15 protein-coding genes and 1 pseudogene are annotated in these 18,479 nt (G+C 67.6%); 1 reads left to right on the top strand and 15 read right to left on the bottom strand.

Annotated features, from left to right (window positions below):
• Positions 1-15: 15 nt before the first annotated feature.
• From ACE3QW_RS10705 to ACE3QW_RS10665, 9 genes are all read right to left on the bottom strand, one after another.
• Positions 16-1,902: a hypothetical protein gene (locus ACE3QW_RS10705; protein WP_374251489.1), complete on the bottom strand. Its 1,887-nt coding sequence runs from the start codon at positions 1,900-1,902 to the stop codon at positions 16-18.
• A gap of 286 nt (positions 1,903-2,188) precedes the next feature.
• Positions 2,189-3,235, bottom strand: a complete 1,047-nt coding sequence (locus tag ACE3QW_RS10700) for a DMT family transporter (RefSeq protein WP_374251488.1) — start codon at positions 3,233-3,235, stop codon at positions 2,189-2,191.
• Between the two features lie 143 nt (positions 3,236-3,378).
• Positions 3,379-3,825: a hypothetical protein gene (locus ACE3QW_RS10695; protein WP_374251487.1), complete on the bottom strand. Its 447-nt coding sequence runs from the start codon at positions 3,823-3,825 to the stop codon at positions 3,379-3,381.
• 23 nt (positions 3,826-3,848) lie between these two features.
• A complete protein-coding gene (locus ACE3QW_RS10690; protein WP_374251486.1) occupies positions 3,849-4,118 on the bottom strand; it encodes a hypothetical protein in 270 nt (89 codons plus the stop codon).
• Positions 4,119-4,394: 276 nt separating this feature from the next.
• Positions 4,395-4,772 (bottom strand): hypothetical protein, encoded by a 378-nt coding sequence (locus tag ACE3QW_RS10685; RefSeq protein WP_374251485.1) that lies wholly within the window; start codon positions 4,770-4,772, stop codon positions 4,395-4,397.
• Between the two features lie 19 nt (positions 4,773-4,791).
• Positions 4,792-7,992: an efflux RND transporter permease subunit gene (locus tag ACE3QW_RS10680; protein WP_374251484.1), complete on the bottom strand. Its 3,201-nt coding sequence runs from the start codon at positions 7,990-7,992 to the stop codon at positions 4,792-4,794.
• Between the two features lie 27 nt (positions 7,993-8,019).
• Positions 8,020-9,006 (bottom strand): divalent metal ion exporter adaptor subunit IhpB, encoded by a 987-nt coding sequence (ihpB, locus tag ACE3QW_RS10675; protein ID WP_374251483.1) that lies wholly within the window; start codon positions 9,004-9,006, stop codon positions 8,020-8,022.
• Positions 9,003-10,286 (bottom strand): TolC family protein, encoded by a 1,284-nt coding sequence (locus tag ACE3QW_RS10670; protein WP_374251482.1) that lies wholly within the window; start codon positions 10,284-10,286, stop codon positions 9,003-9,005. The genes ihpB and ACE3QW_RS10670 overlap by 4 nt, the downstream gene beginning before the upstream one ends.
• Before the next feature lie 63 nt (positions 10,287-10,349).
• On the bottom strand, positions 10,350-10,871 hold the full coding sequence (locus ACE3QW_RS10665; protein ID WP_374251481.1) for a hypothetical protein: 522 nt from the start codon (positions 10,869-10,871) through the stop codon (positions 10,350-10,352).
• Positions 10,872-11,092: 221 nt separating this feature from the next.
• Here ACE3QW_RS10665 and ACE3QW_RS10660 point away from each other — a divergent pair, with 221 nt between their 5' ends.
• On the top strand, positions 11,093-11,335 hold the full coding sequence (locus tag ACE3QW_RS10660; RefSeq protein ID WP_024279862.1) for a hypothetical protein: 243 nt from the start codon (positions 11,093-11,095) through the stop codon (positions 11,333-11,335).
• Positions 11,336-11,361: 26 nt separating this feature from the next.
• Here ACE3QW_RS10660 and ACE3QW_RS10655 read toward each other — a convergent pair whose 3' ends face one another.
• The 6 genes and pseudogenes from ACE3QW_RS10655 to ACE3QW_RS10630 form a co-directional block, all read right to left on the bottom strand.
• Positions 11,362-11,748, bottom strand: coding sequence for a hypothetical protein (locus tag ACE3QW_RS10655; protein WP_024279861.1), 387 nt, complete (start codon positions 11,746-11,748; stop codon positions 11,362-11,364).
• 258 nt (positions 11,749-12,006) lie between these two features.
• Complete coding sequence (locus tag ACE3QW_RS10650; protein ID WP_374251480.1) at positions 12,007-14,457, bottom strand: TonB-dependent siderophore receptor; 2,451 nt, start codon at positions 14,455-14,457, stop codon at positions 12,007-12,009.
• 157 nt (positions 14,458-14,614) lie between these two features.
• On the bottom strand, positions 14,615-15,586 hold the full coding sequence (locus ACE3QW_RS10645; protein WP_374251479.1) for a FecR family protein: 972 nt from the start codon (positions 15,584-15,586) through the stop codon (positions 14,615-14,617).
• Positions 15,587-15,614: 28 nt separating this feature from the next.
• Positions 15,615-16,106, bottom strand: coding sequence for an RNA polymerase sigma factor (locus tag ACE3QW_RS10640; protein WP_374251478.1), 492 nt, complete (start codon positions 16,104-16,106; stop codon positions 15,615-15,617).
• Between the two features lie 899 nt (positions 16,107-17,005).
• Complete coding sequence (locus ACE3QW_RS10635) at positions 17,006-17,290, bottom strand: hypothetical protein (RefSeq protein ID WP_374251477.1); 285 nt, start codon at positions 17,288-17,290, stop codon at positions 17,006-17,008.
• Positions 17,291-17,924: 634 nt separating this feature from the next.
• Positions 17,925-18,344 (bottom strand): annotated as a pseudogene (locus ACE3QW_RS10630) (enoyl-CoA hydratase-related protein); the annotation flags it as partial.
• Between the last annotated feature and the right edge of the window lie 135 nt (positions 18,345-18,479).

Below are 18,479 nucleotides of genomic sequence, written 5' to 3'. Positions count from 1 at the left end.
GCCCGCCCGACGGATCTATTTCACGCCCTGGATCGGATCCGGATGGCCGTCGATGCGCATCTGGAACACGAAATAGGTGGGTGAGCAGAAGCCGTTGTCCCGTGCCACCGGGGCGACGCCGGGAATGTTTGGCGGCAGGGCCTGGCACATGAAGTCTTCGCGGCAGAAGCGGCCGGTGCCACAGCTCGGCCGGTTGCCTCGGACCACGCTGGCATCCATGCATTTGGCGAAGTTGTCGGTTGCGACACACAAGTCGAACGCCTTGCCGCCGACCAGGGCGCAGATTTCCGCCGGTGCCTGGCCCGCCGCGAATCCCGAGAAGGCGCGCTCGGCCGGCGTGCACTGGCGATAGGCCGCGCCGCCCGGCACGCCGAGTTTCGCCGGCCGGCAATTGTAGGCGGTGGGCGAGACCGTCGCCGAAGGGCTGTTGATCTGCCGGAGGATGCGGAACCGATCGAGATAGGGCGCCCTGCCGGGCACGATCTCGCCGGAGAGGCAGGCCATGCCGGAGACGATGCCCTTGTTGCGGCCCTTGTCCTGCGTCGGCATGCACTGGCCTGTCTCCACCGGCAGGCGGGGATTGTGGGCGATGGCCTCGCAGGAGAACGCCCCGCCGCAGCTCCATCCGTCCTTGAAGGGCGCCGGCTCCCTGGGCAGCAGGCATGCCATGGTGGCGGCCGCCGGCATCGGCGCATGCGGGGTCGCGCCGGTCCACGAGGCCGGCGGCGCGATGGAGAGCGGCCGGAACACGTCGGGGTCGCGTCCCTCCGCCAGCGCGGCATGATAGGCGCGCCGCCGCGCATCCTCGGCGTAAAGATGGGGCGAGATGGGCACCTTCACCACGTTGAAGGGGGAGGCGTCCGGCTCGTCATGGCCGATCAGATGGAAGCCCGCCGTCGCCGCGCCCTGATGGCAGCCGGTGCAGGTTCCGTCATCGAGCCGCGCGATCAACCCGGCCGGGGAGGTCACGTAGCCGAGATCCGCATAGGGCAGGCCCGCAAAATCCGTTGGCGTGAACAGGCTGGCGAAGGGATGGTTGGCGGTCCGCGCGCTGCCGAAGGTGGAGAAGGAGAGGGCCTTGTCGGCCAGGAACTCGTCCGGGATCTGGTACACGCCCCGGTCGATCTCAGGCAGGTGGGCGCGCAGATAGTCCACCAGACGCGCCTTCAATGCGGCATCGGCGCCGAGCCGCGCGACATCCGGCGTGTTCTCCAGCGGCTTTGGAATGGCGCGGTCTACTTCAATGCGGAACACCCGCATGAGATAGATGGCCTGCCCGCCGAGCTCGGTTTCCATGCCGGACGGCAGGCGGACCACCTGGGCGTTGATCTCGATCTGCCGCAAGGCGAGGCCCGCGAGCGGCCCGGTCGCCAGCCAGTTCGCCGTCTCGGTCGCGTCCATATCGGCGTGCGGCGGCGTCCAGGCGCGGGCGAGGTCGGGGCAGGGGACCCCGGCCGCGGCGGGCACGTCGAACACCGCATTGATGTTCACCGGCAGACGGGAGGCATAGACTAGGGCCCCCCGGCGGAAGCGATAGGCGAGGCGATAGATGAGGCGCACCTCGCCGCAGGACGGCCGGGATGTCAGCGCGGTGAAATCGCGCCGGTCGGTGCGGTTGACTACGCCGACGAGGCGGGAGCTGGCCAAAGGCGAGGCGAGCCAGCGCAGGTCGATGATCCGGCCCACATTGTCGTCGGTGACCTCGAACAGCGGGCGCTTGTTGGCCGCCATCTCCGTCCGCAGCGCCTTCACGTCGTCGCCGAGCTGGCGGGAGAGGTCGCCATAGAGCGGGCTGCGGGCCTTCAACGCATCGAGCGTTGCCGCGCCGGGCGCGCCCATGAGCGCGGCGAACGACCATCCCTTGGCCTCGACCATGCTCAGGGCAGGCCGATCCAGCACCATCCGCACCGGCTCCGGCGACGTTGAGGTCGATGCCCTCTGTGTCTCGGCCACACCAGGCATGGCGGCGAGCACCGCAGCCAGCGCACCCGCGAGGACTGCGCGGTACCGGCGCGGCGGCCGCATGGGGGGAGGCGCCATGCGTCGGATGAGATCCGGTCCCTGTCCCTCCCGCATCTGAGCCTCCGTCTCTTGTCCTGTCCCTATGGGACGGGATTTCGAGCATATAGGGAAGCCTCGACGACGGACGGCCGCGATCGATGATCCGCGCGCAATCCGGTCTCAGACGTCACGCGCCGTGGCCGTGCCTGTGGTGGATATCGGGGTAGTGCGGATGCCGGTGCACCATCGGCGTGTGCCGGTGCCGGTGGCTATGCGGCTCGCCGGCCGGGATGCCCGCCTCGTGGGCGTGCTGGTGGTGCGCGTCGTGGCGGTGGCGGTGCTCGTGTTCCAGAGCTTCGTGGGCGTGCTCGTGCTCATGCTGCTCGGAGAGGTGCAGCCAGAGGCCGAGCGCCATGAAGAGGCCCGCAATCACGAGCTGGGGCGTAAGGGCCTCGCCGAGCAGCGCGATGGCGAGGAGCGCGCCCACGAACGGCGCGAGCGAGAAATAGGCGCCGGTGCGCGCGGTGCCGAGATGGCGCAGCGCGAGCACGAACAGGGCGAGACTGATTCCATAGCCGAAGAAGCCGACCACGGCAGCCGCGACCACGGCCCCTGCCGAAGGGAAGGCCGCCCCGTGGCCGAGCGCGATCACCAGGTTGATGGTTCCGGCGATCAGGCCCTTCAGCATGGCGATCTGCACGGGATCGGCAGAGGAGAGCTTGCGGGTGAGATTGTTGTCGATGCCCCAGCACAGGCAGGCGCCGGCGATCAGCATGGCGCCGAGGTCGAGCGTCGCCCGGCCCTGCCATGACAGCAGCGCCGCGCCGGCGAGGATGGCGAGCGCGCCCAGAAGGAGGCGTCTGTCCACATTCTCGCGAAAGGCGATCCAGGCGATGGCCATGGTCGCCACACCTTCCAGATTGAGGAGAAGGGATGCGCTCGCGCCGTCGGTTCGGGCGAGGCCGAACATGAGCAGCAGCGGGCCGAGGACGCCGCCGGCAAGGATCACCAGCGCGAGCCACGGCACGTCCGTCCGCCGCAGCGGCGCCTCCACCGCCGGCAGCCGGAGCGCGGCCCGGGACAGATGCACGGCGGCGAGGCCCGCACCTGCCCCGAGGTAGAGCAGGCCGGCCATCATCCACGGATCGATGGCGCCAAGGAGCAGCTTGGCGAGCGGCGTGCTTGCGCCGAACAGGCCGGCCGAGACGAGTGCGAAGACAATTCCGGTGTTCATGGCCGCCTCCCTTGGGAGTATTTCTATCCGCTGGGGCGGGATATGAAACGCTTGGCGCCGATGCTCCACAACGCACATGGGGACCTGCCGGGAGGCGTGCTCGGTGATGAAGGGGCGCCAGCGGCGTTCTGAGTGAGACCGGCTCAAGGCCGGCGCTGCTCCGTCGCCGTCAGGCCACCCTCTTCCGCTGCACCATGCGATTCAATATGCCGCCGCACCGCAGGCACCACGACCGCGTCGCACCATTGTGTGATGCGGGCGTTTTCCACTTCGCGATCTGCGTCGTAATGCAGACGCACCGCGCTCAGTGCGAGGGCGCGCGCGGTATCCGCGGAGCGCCGGAGGAGGCGATCGGCGTCCGCCTCGGCGAGCCCGGCTGCGGCTTCCGCCTTCACATGGTGAGCCAGCCCGTTGATCCCGCCGTCCTTTCCGACCGTCTGGGAGAGGGCGGCGGGGGTGAACTGGCCGCAATAGACCGTGAGGTTTTGAAAGGTGAAGGCCCGGATCAGATCGCGCTCATTGTGGCTCTCGCTCGCCTGCGCCGGCCCGAGCGCAAGAGGTGATGCGGCCGCCACCAGAAGATGCAGCATCCACGCTGAAGACGCCGCCGCCCTCATTTGGCCGTGCCCCACACCCGCATGCACTGGTCATTGCGAATGGTGCAATGGGTGATCTCGTGCGGCCGGAATGCGCGGTTGTTGCTGATGCATTCCGATTTGGTCTTCGCGCAGAAGAGGTTGTGTGCGCCGGCGCTGCCATGCTCGCAGCCGGCGTCCGAGGCGCTCGCTGGCCGCGCGGGCGGGATGCCGCCTCCGAGGGCCGGGCCCACGGCAAGGCTGCTGAGGGTGAGGCAGATGAGGCTTGTGTAGCGCGGGCTTTTCATGGCGTGCCTTTCGTAATCGGTGTGGCGGGGGTGCCGGGGGCTGTGGTTGGCCCCCGGGACCGTCCCTGCGTGGCCGGAGGACCGACAGGCGTGCTGCGCCCGTCGGGTGCGGGATGCGCGAGGCCGAGCTGCACATCGCGGAAGTCGTGCTTCAGCCTTTCGCGATAGGTGGTCGGTCTCGGGTCCAGGCCCAGCGCCGGCGACCCGAGACCGAGCAAGGCGATGACGGCTGCAGCCGCGCCGCCGAGCCTGCGAAGCTGCGCCATCGGTGCCGGCCTAGGGCGCCGTGAACTTCGCCTGACCGGACTTCCCGCCCGGCGTCTTGATGAGCAGGGTCACGGCGGCGCCCTTGGCGACGGGCGCGGCAGCCTTCCCGGCGAGGGCCTCGCTAGCGGGGGCGAGCGGCAGCGTCTTGCGCTCGGTCCCGGCCGCGACCATGGCGGAGCCTGTGAAGCCGGTGGCGCCGAGCGGCTTGCCCGCCTCGTCGAGCAGGTTGAAGGTCACGGCCTCCCCGGCCACGACCAACTCCACATGAACGCCCGCCACGTCCTCCATGGGGCCGCCGGTCGGCCCCTTCTGCGCGCCGTGGGCGTGCTGGGCGAGGGCCGGGCCGGCGGCGACGAGGCTGAGGGCGACGATCAGGCTCTTGAGCATGAGGTTTCTCCTTGAGGGGTCAGTGGGTTGCCGCAGCCGCGGGTTCGGGCGGCGCGGCAGGTTTGGGCTCGCGCCGGAACAGCACGTAGAGCGCCGGCAGCACGAGCAGGGTGAGGATGGTGGAGGAGACGATGCCGCCGATCACCACCGTGGCCAGCGGCCTCTGCACCTCCGCGCCGGGGCCGGTGGCGATGGCCATCGGCACGAAGCCGAGGGAGGCGACCAGCGCCGTCATCAGCACCGGGCGCAGGCGCGTCAGCGCCCCCTCCCGGACGGCATTGACGATGTCGCGCCCCTCGCTCCGCAGCTTCTGGATGAAGGCGATGATGACGAGGCCGTTCAGCACCGCCACGCCGGACAGGGCGATGAAGCCGATGCCGGCGCTGATGGACAGCGGCAGTCCGCGCAGGATCAATGCCGCGATGCCGCCGGTGAGCGCCAGCGGCACCCCGGAGAACACGAGCGCCGCGTCGGCCATGGAGCCGAAGCTCATGAACAGCAGCAGGAAGATGAGCAGCAGCGCGATGGGCACCACGATGGCGAGGCGCTGCGTCGCCGACACGAGTTGCTCGAACTGCCCGCCCCAGCCGATCCAGTAGCCGGCGGGCAGCCGAACCTTCTCGGCCACCTGCCGCTGGGCTTCCGAAACGAAGGAGCCGAGGTCCCGCTCGCGCACGTTGGCGCTCACCACGATGCGCCGCTTGCCGTCCTCCCGGCTGATCTGGTTGGGGCCGGGCGACACCGAAAGGCTGGCGATGGCCGAGAGCGGCACATAGCGAATCTGCCCCGTGGCGGCCGGCGTCCAGGCGGCGCGCACTGCCCGTTCCGGCGCGGCCGGCGGCAGGGGAATGGGCAGATCCCGCAGCGCCTCCACGTCCGTGCGGAGGTTCTCCGGCAGGCGGACGATGATGTCGAAGCGCCGGTCGCCCTCGAACAGGACACCGGCCTCTCGGCCACCGACGGCGATCTCGATCAGCTCCTGCACCTCCGCCACGCTCACGCCGTAGCGCGCCATGGCCGGGCGGTTCAGGGCCACGGTGAGCATGGGCAGGCCCGAGACCTGCTCGCTCTTCACGTCGGCGGCGCCGGGGACCGCGCGCATGACCGCCTCCACTTGCCCCGCCACCTGGAGCAGCGTGTCGAGATCGTCGCCGAAGATCTTCACGCCCACGTCGGAGCGGATGCCCGAGATCAGCTCGTTGAAGCGCAGCTGGATGGGTTGCGACAGCTCGTAATTGCTGCCCGCCACCTGTTCGGCCGCCTTCTCGATGTCCTCCATCACCGCGCTCTTGGCCTTGCCGGGGTCCGGCCATTCGGCGCGCGGCTTCAGCATCACGTAGCCGTCGGAGATGGAGGGGGGCATGGGGTCGGTCGCGACCTCCGCCGTCCCGGTGCGGGCAAACACTTCCCGCACCTCCGGCACCCCGAGCAAAGCCTTCTCCAGCGCCTGCTGCATCTCCAGCGACTGGGTCAGGCTGGTGCCGGGCACCCGGAGGGCCTGGATGGCGGCATCGCCCTCGTCGAGGCTCGGGATGAATTCGCCGCCCATGCGGGAGGCGGCGACGCCCGATGCGATCACCAGCGCCGCCGCACCGACGGCCACGAGGGCGCGCAGGTTGATGGCGGTGTCCAGCAGCGGCGTGTAAACGCGCCGCGCCGCCCGCATGATGAAGTTCTCGTGCTCCGAGACCTTGCCCGTAACGAGCAGCGCCACCGCCGCCGGCACGAAGGTCATGGAGAACAGCGCCGCCGCCGCCAGCGCCATCAGCACCGTGATGGCCATGGGCGTGAACATCTTGCCCTCGACCCCGGTGAGGGTCAGCACGGGCAGATAGACGACGGCGATGATGAGCGTGCCGAACAGGCTCGGCCGGATCACCTCCTTGGCGCCCGCGAGGATGGTCTCGAAGCGCTCCGCGCGCGTCAGCAGGCGGCCGCGCCGGTGCTGCTCCTCGGCGAGCAGCCGCAGGCAGTTCTCGACGATGATCACCGCGCCGTCGATGATGATGCCGAAGTCGATGGCGCCGAGGCTCATGAGATTGGCGCTGACCTTGTTCTCCACCATGCCGGTGATGGTGAGCATCATGGACAGCGGGATGACGCAGGCCGTCACCAGCGCCGCGCGGAAATTGCCGAGCAGCACGAACAGCACGACAACCACGAAGAGCGCGCCTTCCAGCAGGTTCTTCTCCACCGTGGCGATGGTCGCTTCCACCAGGTGCGCGCGGTCATAGACGGCGCGGGCGACGACGCCCTCTGGCAGGGAGCGGGAAATCTGCTCCAGGCGCGCCGCCACGCGCTGGGCGACGGTGCGGCTGTTCTCTCCAATCAGCAGCATGGTGGTGCCGAGCACCACCTCCTCCCCGTTCAGCGTCGCGGCTCCGGTGCGCAGCTCCCGGCCCTCGCGCACCTCGGAGACGTCGCCGATGCGGATGGGGGTGCCGCCTTTCGAGCCAATGACGATCTCGCGGATGTCCTCGGCGCCGGCCACCTGACCCGGCGTGCGCACCAGATACTGCTCGCCGTTCCGCTCGATATAGCCCGCGCCAACGTTGGAATTGTTGGCCGCGAGCGCCGTCATCACGTCCCGGAACGAGATGGAATAGGCCATCAGCCGGGCAGGATCGGGCAGCACATGAAATTGCCGCTCGTAGCCGCCGATGGTGTTGACCTCCACCACCCCCTGCACGGTCCGCAGCTGAGGCTTGATGATCCAGTCCTGGATCGTGCGCAGTTCGGTGGGGGTGAAGGGCGTGCCGTCCGGCTTCTTCGCGCCGGGCTTCGCCTCCACCGTGTACATGTAGATTTCGCCGAGGCCGGTGGAAATCGGCCCCGGAGCGGTCTCGACGCCCTGCGGGAGCTGATCCTTGGCCTGCTGGATGCGCTCGTTGACGAGCTGGCGCGCGAAGTAGGTGTCGGTCCCGTCGCGGAACACCACGGTGACCTGCGAGAGCCCGTACCGCGAGAGCGAGCGCGTGTACTGGAGCCCCGGCAGGCCGCCCATGGCGGTCTCGATCGGGAAGGTGATGCGCTGCTCCACCTCCAGCGGCGAGAATCCCGGCGCCTGGGTGTTGATCTGCACCTGGACGTTGGTGATGTCCGGCACCGCATCGATGGGCAGGCGGGTGAAGTTCCACGCGCCGAACGCGCCCACCATCAGGCAGGCGAGGACCACCAGCCAGCGCTGGCGGATGGAGAAGGCGAGGATGGCGTCGATCATCGCGCGCCCTCCCGCTGGAGCGCCGTCTCAGTGCTCATGGCTGGCGCTCCCCTTGGCGAGTTCCGCCTTGACCACGAAGCTGTTCTTCGCCGCGTAGACGTCGCCCGGCATGAGGCCGAACACGACCTCGGCGAACGCGCCATCGCGCGCGCCGGTCTCCACGTCGCGGGGCTCGAAGGCGTCGCCGTTGCGCACGAAGACCACCGTGCGCCCCTCGATGGATTGCAGCGCCGAGAGGCGCACCGCGAGGTCCACGGGCTGCTCGGCGAGGGTGATGGTGCCGCTGGCGAACAGCCCCGGCCGCAGCCTCAACCCGTCATTGGGAATGACCACCCGCGCCAGAGCGGACTGGGTATCGGCCGAGCCGATGGGCGAGACGTAGGAGACCTTGCCGATGATGGGCGGCGCCCCGTCGTCCGGGTCGATGGCCACCGCGTCGCCCACGCGCACGCGGGCGAAGTCGCGCCGGTAGACGGAGAGATCCACCCACAGCGTGGAGAGGTCCGCGACCACGAAGGACGGCTTCTGGTCGGACGCGTATTCGCCCAAGGCCACCTGCCGGTCGACCACGGTGCCGGCGATGGGCGCCTTCAGGTCGTAGCTGGTGAGGCTCTGGTTGCTCTCGATCACCGCGAGCACGTCGCCCTTCTGCACGGTGTCGCCGATGCGCTTGCGGATCTCGCGGACGATGCCGGGAAAGCGCGGCGTCACCTGGACGACGGCTTCCTGGTTGGTCTGCACCAGCCCGTTGAGCCGGAGCGTCTGCCTGAGCGTGCCCGGGCCGGCCGTCTCCAGCGCAATGCCGGCGGCGGAGAGCTTGGCGTCGTCCAGCTCGACGGCGCCTTCGCCATGGCTGTCGCCGTGGTCGCCTCCCGCCTTTTCGGCGTGGCCGTCTTCCGCCGCTTGGCTGCCGCCCACCGGGGCGGCGCGGTCCGAGAATGTGTAGACGGCACCCGCTCCGGCCAGCAGGCCGACGAGCAGCATCGCGAGGTCACGTCGCGCCGAGCGGCTCATTTGGATTTTCCCTTGGCGAAGGCGACGGGACGGCCGGTGAGGCCTTCGATGGTCGCGAGCGCGGTGTGATAGGTGACGAGCGCGTCGAGTTCGCGCAGGGATGCCTCGGAGAGGGCGGATTGCGCGTCGAGCAGTTCCAGCAGCGTGTAGCGGCCCTGGGTGTAGCCGGTCTCAACCCCTTCATAGGCGCTGCGTGCGCCGGGAATGGTGCTGCCGCGCAGCAGCGTCACCTCGTCGAAGGCGGCCTTCAACTGGTCGTGGGCGCGCCCGAGCTGGGAGATCAACGCGCTGCGGGCGATCGCCTCCTCCGCCTCGGCCCTGAGGAGGGATTCCCGCGCCTCGCTGATGCCGCCCTCGTTGCGGTCGAACAGCGGGATGGGAACCGACAGGGTGAAGATCATCCCGCTGTCGGCGGTCTCGTTATAGTGCCGGTAGCCGACGCCGAGGGTGACGTCTGGCACCGCCTTCGCCTGGGCCGAGCGCAGCTCGGCGCGACGCTGCGCCTGGAGCACGGTGAAGCGGGTGAGCTGCGGGTTGCCCTGTGCGGATTTCAGCAGTTGCGGCAGCGCCGGCGGGGGCGCCACGCGGAGGAGATTGCCCGTGGCGCGGGAAAAATTCGCCGCCCCGAGGCCCATGAGGAGGGCCAGCTCCCGCCGGGCAGTGCCAAGGGCCGCCTTGGCGCGGTCCAGCTCCACCCGCGCGAAATCGGCCGCCACCCGGGCGCGGGAGATTTCGGACGGCGAGGATGCGCCCGCCTCCACCCGCTGCTGAAGGAGCGGCGCGAGGCGGCCGATGGCCTCGGCCTGGGCCTGGAGGATGTTGACCCGCTGCTGCGCGCCGAGGACGCCGGCGAAGGCAGCTGTCGTCTCCGCCAGCACCTGCAGGCGGATGGCCTCGCGCTCCCAGCGGGCGATGCCGATGCCGGCCCCGGAGGCCGCCATGCGAGCTTCCCGCTTGCCGCCCAGCTCGACCAGCTGGCTGATCTGAAGCGTCTGCTCGGCAAGGTCCAGCCCCTGATAGGGGCCGGACCCGAACGCGTTGTCCACCTCCAGCGAGAGGTTCGGATTCGGCAGCGCCGCGGCCTGCCGGTCGCGGCCGGCGGCCATGCCGATGTCACGCTCGGCGGCGGTCAGCCGCGGATTGGCTGCGAGCGCGCTCGCAAGGGCACTGGTAAGGGTCAGCGGGCGTTGGGTCTCCGCGCGGCCGGGCAGAGCGGAAAGCAGCGCGAATGCTGCCCCGAGCGCGAGCGCGAGAGCCTGCCCGTTTGCACGGGGCGGCATGATCTGATCCGGATTCTGATTGCGATGGGCCGATGCAGCGCAGCGGCGTGCGAACAGAAGGGATCAGGCGCGCGGGGGGCGGGGGTCGGCGGGAACGGCGCGGCCGGAGCCGAGCGCCGGGATGGTGGTGCCCGTCACCGCCACGACCTCGGCCAAACGGGTGGCATCGGCAGCGGGGAGGAGCACCGCGGCGCAGCCATGGCAGTCATGGTCTGCGGAGGGAACGACATGCTTCGTCTGGGCGGCGGCGCCACTCTTGGCGCTGTCGACGGCCACATCCTTTGCAGCCGCGAGCGGAAGGGCGACCTCCGCACCAGACACGGCCGCCGCGAAGGCGGGGCTGTCCAGATCGTCCGAATGATGGGTGACGAGCCCGGCGGCGACGGGGGCCGCAACCATGGACAGCACAACGCAGGCCGCGATCAGCCGGCGCAGCGCCAGCGACCACAAACGTGCAAAGTGCCATCCCGAGGTTCGGAGCATGGCGAGGAGAGAGCCCAACGCCGCCCGGAATGTCAAGCACGGCGATAAGGCGAAGTCTTCCTCATGGTCAGCGGACGTCTTGCCGATCAGGATGGCCGCCAAAAGCCGGAGCGCTTCGGCCCGATATGCCAACAGTCGAGATGCCCCTCAAAGCATCCAGGGGGGCTCGACATGCACCCGGCGTGGATACTCTTGTTCCCGGTCCTGTTCTTGGACCCGATCGTCAGGCTGTGGTGCCGGTGGTTCGGCGTCTGACGCTTGGTCACCATCGAACGCCGTCCCGGCCGGTGATAGCCTCCCGTCTCCACCTGTGGGAGGGAATCATGAAGACGCTCGCAATCGCGCTCACCCTGCTGTCGTTTTCGGCCGTCGCCGCCTCGGCTGACACCTGCGTCGCCAATGCCGATGCGCAGAAGCTCGCCGGCGCGGCCCGCACCAGCTTCCTCACCAAGTGCCAGAAGGACGCGACGGCGGCCTGCAACACCCAGGCGACCGACAAGAAGCTCCGCGGCGCCGCCCAGACCAGCTTCACCACGAAGTGCGTCAAGGACGCCGTCGGACAGTAGACGCCGCCGGGGCGCGCCCAGTGGGCTCATCGCCAACGGTTCAAGAGCCACAGCGCGCCCCAGGAGCCCAGGAGCGTGAGGGCCATTTGGCCGGAAAGCGCGATGGCCATCCTGGCCCCGCCGGCCGCAGCCAGTGACGACGCTCCGTCCATGAACGGAAGGAGCAGCGCCACCATCACGCCGCCGGCGAGTGGAGCGATCAGCAACGCGCCCGCGAACGAGACGACGATGTTGACGATCCAGCCGAGGACGCCCCGTCGCTTCGTCCATGCCTCGTGGATCGCGACCGCCAGCGAACCCAGGATCACAGCGGCCGCGATCACCAGCGCGCCGCCAACGCTATCCATCGGTATGGCGCCGCTCCACTGCAGCAGCAGAACGCCTCCGACCGCTATCAGCACAATGTAAGTCATGAACGTTCGCCCCAGCCGTGCAGATCGTGCTCAAGAGCGCTTCTGATGTTGCGGCTACGTATGGGCACTCGTTCCCACGCCGCCGTCAATGTGCGGCGCAGCGTGAGCCGGCCTCGCCACGAGGGGCGAGACGGACGCGATGGCGTGGTGACTTCTACGCCGTCGCCGCAGCCCCTTCGCCTTGTCGAGGGCGGCGTCCGGCGTCTTCCGGTCCCAGCGCCTGGTATCAAAGATCGGGCCGGGCATGACGCCGGCCGCCTACCAGCGATAGTTCAGGGATGCGTAGATGGTGCGTCGGGTGCCGTAGATGACAGAGTTGGCGTAGAAGCCCGCGGTATAATATTCCGTGTTAAAAAGGTTGGTGCCCGAAAGCGAGAAGGTGGCACCGCGCAGTTGCTCATTGAGCTTGCCGAGGTCGTAACGGAGGGAGGCGTCCACCAGCGTATAGCCGGGAATGGCGACCTGGCCGCCGTTGCTCTCGTTCATCACCGCCCAGGAACTGCCCACATAGCGCAAGCCGGCGCCGATGCCGAGCCCGTCCAGCGCGCCCTCGTGGAACGTGTAGTAGGCCCAGAGGGCGGCGCTGTTGTGCGGCACGCCTGACGGCGCGGTGCCCACCTTGCTGATGCCCGCCTCGTTGGGGTTGGCCTGCGTCACCACCGCGTCGAGATAGGTATAGGAGGCAATGATATCGAGATTGGCGGTGACATTGGCCTTCGCCTCCAGCTCGATGCCGCGCGAGCGCACCTCGCCGTCCTGCACCGAATAGCCCACGTTGACGGGATCCGTGGTGAGCACGTTCTGCTGGGTGATCTGGAAGACGGACGCCGTGAACAGGGCCCGCCAGCCCTGCGGCTCATACTTGATGCCGGCCTCGTACTGCTCGCCGGTCGTCGGCTTGAAGGACTGGCCACGGAAGTCTGTCCCGGCCACCGGCAGGAAAGAGGTCGCGTAGCTGGCGTAGGGCATCACGCCGTTGTCGAACTTGTATCCAAGACCGGCACGCCACGTGAAAGCAGAATAATTGGCCGTCGCGATTTGGTCCGTAAGGCCGGAGTCCGCGAGGAGGGTGCGGGAATAATAGTTGGCCTCTTCGTTGCGCACCCAATCCTGACGCCCGCTCAAGGTGAGCAGCCAGTTGTTGAGGGCCACCTGGTCCTGCGCGTAGACGCCGATCTGGGAGATGGTGCTCTCGCTGTCGGACCAGGGACGACCGAATGTGTAGATGAAGTTGTAGTTCGGCGCGAATATGTTGATGGAGTTGTAGTTGGTGGAATTCGTGCGGGTTTCGGTCGAGTTGTACCACCCCCCGTCGATGCCGATCAGGATCTTGTGTGTCAGCGGCCCAGTCTGAAAATCGCGGGAGAGGTGGGTGTCGATGAGGAAGCTGTCCGCCACCTTGGGCCGCAATTGAACGCCCACATTGTAGTATTTGTTGTCGACCACCGCGATGGGCCAGTCCCAGCCCCAGGCGGAGTTATAGTCCACATCGGCGTGAGCGTACCGGGCATTCTGGACCAATTGCCAGTCATTCTCGAACCTGTGCTTGAATTCGTAGCCGACGGAGGTGTTCTCCACGTTCCAGCTGGTCAGTCCGGGGGCGCCGAGATAGAGGCTGGGCGAGATCTTCGGCCCCAGCGGAAAAAGGCTGTTGGCCATGGGAATGCTCTGCTCGGAGCCGCCCTTTTCCGTCTTCTGGTAATTGGCGAGAAGGGTGAGCGATGTATTGGCGTTCGGCTGCCATGTGACGGCAGGCGCGATGTAGATGCGGTTGTCGGGGGAATAGTCGATCTGGGTGCCGCTGTCCCGGATCAGGCCGGTGAGGCGATAGAGCCAGGTCCCGTCTTCGGTCGCCGGTCCGCCGATGTCGAAGGCACCCTGGATGCGGTCGTAACTGCCGCCGAGAATCTCGATCTCGTGCAGCGGCGTGGATGTCGGGCGCTTGGTGACGGCATCGATGATGCCGCCCGGCGTGCCGGCGCCGTAAAGAGCCGAGGCCGGCCCCTTCACCACGTCCAGGCGCTGGAGGCCATAGACTTCGATGTCGGCGTCATAATTGTTGAAGCCGTTGCGCAGGCCGTCGCGGAAATTGGCATTCTGGTCGATCGCGCGGAAACCGCGAATATAGATGTCCGGCATGCCTTGGCCGCCGGGATAGTCCACCGCCCGCACGCCCGGCGTGTAAGCCACGGCGGAATTGAAGTCCTGCACGCCGCGCTGGTCCATTTCCGCCCGCGTCACCACGCTGATGGACTGCGGGGTGTCGATGAGGGGCGTTTCGGTCTTGGTCCCGGCCGAGGTCTCCAGCGCCACCACCTGCTGGGTGTCCTCACCCTGCACATCCACCATGCCGAGCCATGCGTCGCCGGCCCCTGTCGCGCCCTGCGCCTGAGGCGCCGTGATGGTCACCGTGTTGGCGCTTGTGAAGCGGTAGACGAGGCCGGTTCCCGCCAGCAGGCGCGCCAGCCCGGCATCGCGCGAATAGGTGCCGGTCAACCCGGGCGTGCGGCGCCCAGCCACCAGATCAGACGGGAACAGCAGGCGTACGCCGGCCTTGTCGGCGAAGGTCGTGAGCGCGCTGCCGAGATCCTGCGCAGGGATGCTGAAGGCGATGCCGGGGGGCGCCTCGCCAGACTGCGCACGACCGGCCGAGGCTGTCGCGACCAGGGCGCAGATGGCTGCACCCGTCAGCCATGCCGTTCGTGTCACCGCTCCGCGCGCCCGTCGCCGGACGCCATTCCCAACCGCCGCCATCGTCTCTCTCCTTGAGGCCGGCCCGCCAGCGCGCCGCCGTTCAGGACCTTCAAGGACAAGGACGAAACCAGCCCGGCGACCTTGCACCGGCGCGGGCGACTTTTTTTTCCAATCAGAGGATGACGTTGATCAGCGGCAGGCGCACGACCCGCACCGGGAGCGTCTGCTCGATGGTTTCCAGCACGGCACTGGGGTCGTCCAACTCGAACACCCCTGTCACTTCCAGGCCCTTGAGGCGGTTGCCGGCGATGATGATGCGCGCGTGGGTGTGACGCTGAAGCTCTGCCACCACCTCCACCAGGGGGCGGCGATCGAAGATGAGCTTCCCGCGCCGCCAGGCGGTTGCGGCATCCGCATTCACCGCCTGCGGGCCGATGACGCGGCCGCGTCCGTCATAGCGCAGGCTCTGGTCGGCGCGCAGGATGGCACCTGCTCCGCCGGTTGCCGTCGCCACGGCGACGACGCCCTCCACCACCGTCACCACCACGCCATCGGGTCGGATGTCCACGTCGAAGGCCGTGCCTATGGCCCGGGTCCGCCCGTCCCCCGCGGTGACGACGAACGGCCGCGCCGGATCGCGCGCCACGGTAAACATGGCCTGCCCGGATAGCAGTCTCACACCCCGCTCCGTTGCACTGAAATCGAGCGCCAGCGCCGTACTGGCATTCAGCAGGACGCGTGAGCCGTCCGGCAGTTCGGTTGTCCGCACCTCGTTGACGCCGGTCGCGACATCCGCGGCGAGGCGATCGCGGACGGCGCCGGCTGCAAGCGCTCCGAGGCCCAGGACGGCGAAGGCGCCGCCGCCGATCAACGCTCGGCGCGTGATCTTCTCCCGCGACGCCTTGCGCTTCGCGTCCCGGGCCAGGACGCCGGCACCGCCGAGCCCATGCCAGAGCGCCTCGGCTTCCCGCGCCGCTGCCTCGTTCTCGGGATTTTCCGCGCGCCAGCGGGCGAAGGCCCACGCTTCCGCTTCAGCCTCCGGCGCTCCCGAATGCACACGCACGACCCATTCAATGGCGCGATCGCTCGCCGCGATGGAGGGGCGGGCGACCGCTGCGGAGGACGGGGGCGGCGTGTGCGTCATGCGTGTATGTCTCAACGAACCCTTGAGGTTAGCCCAATGCCCTCAGGCGGTCGCGGCAGTGACGCAGAGCCAGCACCAGATATTTTGCGACCATGCTCTCGGAGACTTTCAGGTGCGCCGCGACCTCCGCATGGGTCCGCCCGTCGCAGCGGCTCAGCAGCAGGGCGGCGCGAGGCTTCGGCGCCAACTCGGCAAGGGCGGCCACCAGCACCCGCAATTCGTCGCGGTGCAGGGCATAGGCCTCGGGGGAGGGGGCGGCGTCGGCAATCTCGCGCAGGACGGCCTCGTTGCTGATCTGCCGCGCGACATGACGGCGTTCGCGCCGCAGCAGATCGATGGCAATGTTCCCCGCAATGCGCAGCAGGAAGGCGTGGCAGTCGCGCACCTCCGCCCGCGCCTGCCCCATGCCGGCGAGCCGTAGCCAGGTCTCCTGGAGCGCCTCCTCGGCAAGGTCTCGCGAACCCACGCGCCTGCTGAGGTGGCCGCGCAGGTCGTGCCATTGGCGCATGTAAGCCAGCATCAGATCGCCAGCGGCATCAGGTTTCGCAGTCATCGTGGTGGGGCAGGAGAAATATTTGAATTGAGTATGGAGGGGTTATCCGGTCTGACCTGAGGGATCAATCACGTTGATTTGGAACTATAATAAATAGTCGCCCAAAAATGGATGATGGTTGGTTGAGTGATGGGGTGTTTGCATTCAGATAATAATTTGAATTATTCGAATATGGGGCGCTTTCCACCCGCCGGATCACCGGTGCCGCGCGCGCGAGTTGAGTTGCCGCGAGATACGGGCAGCATTGGCTGTCACCGGCAACGACGGGCTGTCGGACGAGGACGTCGTTGCCGTACCGTTTCCCCCACGCGTAGAGCGAGTGCTTGGTAGTCCCCAGCCGCCATCGAATCGGTCCGCCAAGCGCCAAAGACGGCCGCCGGTGGGCGTCACGAGCGGGTGGAGGCGCCTCCGCCAGACGGTTTTACGGGGCGCGGCTGGGGCTTGGCGGAACGAACGACGGCATCGGAAAGCGCCATATTGTTGGCATCCGGATTTGTCGGCACCTGACGATGCCAGCAGATGCCCAAAGGCGGCCTCCGACGAGCGGGGCTTTCAGTCCGTTGATTTTGTTTGAGTTATCGGCGTCAATCGACGTGGGCCGACCGGGAAATGGTGCCGGGTGAGGGCACCTCAATTTTCGCATATCTAGTTGAAAATATTTATAAATTTTAGTCTTATATCAAGTTAGTGCCAACACAAGTGCCAACAAATCGGAGCGATGCTCCTTGATGGCACTATCCGGCGAACAGCCAGGATCACGCGGGAAGAGACGGGACGCAGCCGCTCATGCTGCCTCCCACACCCGTTGAGGATCTGCGCGGCGAGCGCGGCCATCGGGAGCATGAGAAATGACACTTGGGCCGAGCCTATTCTCCTTCGACGCGGCTTGCCTGCGACAATCGAGTTGCGTCCGATCGGATCTCGGCCATGGCAGTGAAAAGGGATTGGAATTCATCCACCTCCATCACGCAATACTGGCGGTTGCCTGGCGCAAGAAGAGCTAGAACAACGTACGGAATTTTGTCTTTTGTCTTTAGGAACAGTGAAATTTTGTAGTTCGATCCAACGGATGGGACAGGAGTGTCGATCTGCCTTATTGTCTCACCGGAGGCAAGGCGACCGATGCCTTTAAGAAGTTGCTTGAAGAACATAGCTGCCACCTCTGTGTTTCGTCGCCGGCAAACGCGTTGACGCTACTCCGACCGCCCAAGACGTTCCAGATGACCAAGCGGCAGCGCAGATCGCCTCTTTGGTGCTGACGGGGCAAAAATACTGAACTCCCGCCCTTGAACCCACACACACCCGACTACGCGCCCCACCAGCTTCTGGGTTATGTGGTTAGGTGTTGGCCGGTTCGTTACCAGTGACGGAATGTGTGCAAGCGGGCAGTTGGTTTCTGCCGGGCCGTGTTCGCAATCGCGGGACAAAGCCGCCTGAGAATCTGTGCGTCGAGAGCGTCAGTATCCGCAAGGGCGCCGCCGCCAGGACCGAAGGCCGGCTCCCCAAGCCCAATACCGAGAGCACCACCTCCGCCACACCACAGGCCACCAGCGTGGGAAGTATCCCGAGCCTGAGCCGCACCATGGCGAGCATGGCCATCGCGGAGAGCGCGGCCGCGCGCCAGTCGATGGAGGAGAGAACGGGCAGGCCCGGTACCATGCCTTGCGTTTACTCACCCATGGTCGGGGCCAAGCGTTGGCATTAGGGCTTCTTACAGAAAACGTTCCGTTTTCGAGCATTTAGCATTCGGATGGATTTGCACTTAGGCTGCGGGCTGCCGAATCTTCATCGCCCCGTCCAGACCGGGACGCGCTTTTCGGCGAACGCAGCGGGGCCTTCCACGGCGTCTTGGGAGGTCAGTATGGCCTTCATGGCGGGATAGTCCCACTCTTCCTTCAGCGCCTCCGCCAGCGGCACGTCGAGGCCGCGCAACGCTGCCTCCTTCGTGGCACGGACCGACATGGGACTGGAGGCGAGGATATCGGCCGCCCAGCGCCGGGCAGCGGCGAGCACGTCGCCCTCCACCACCTCGGTGACGAAGCCCAGATCATACCCCTCCGGCGCGCCGACACGGCGGCCGGTGAGCATCATGCCCATCGCCCGCTTGAGGCCGATTTCCCGCGGCAGGCGCTGGATGCCGCCGGCCAGGGCGGCGAGGCCCACCTTCGGCTCCGGCAAGGCGAATACGGAGCGCCGCGAGGTGACGTGACCCCCTTTTCTCATCCAGCCATAACGAGAGTCCTAGGTTGATTTGAGCCTTGGTGGTGGTGGGTGGCAAGAGGCGTCCGCGCGGAGCCTCCAGGCTGCGCAGCGCGGTCGCCGGACTCTCCGGATAAGGCG

The sequence above is a fragment of the Xanthobacter sp. genome (assembly GCF_041911315.1).
Taxonomy (GTDB): domain Bacteria; phylum Pseudomonadota; class Alphaproteobacteria; order Rhizobiales; family Xanthobacteraceae; genus Xanthobacter; species Xanthobacter aminoxidans.
This window is presented reverse-complemented; position numbering and strand designations above follow the sequence as displayed.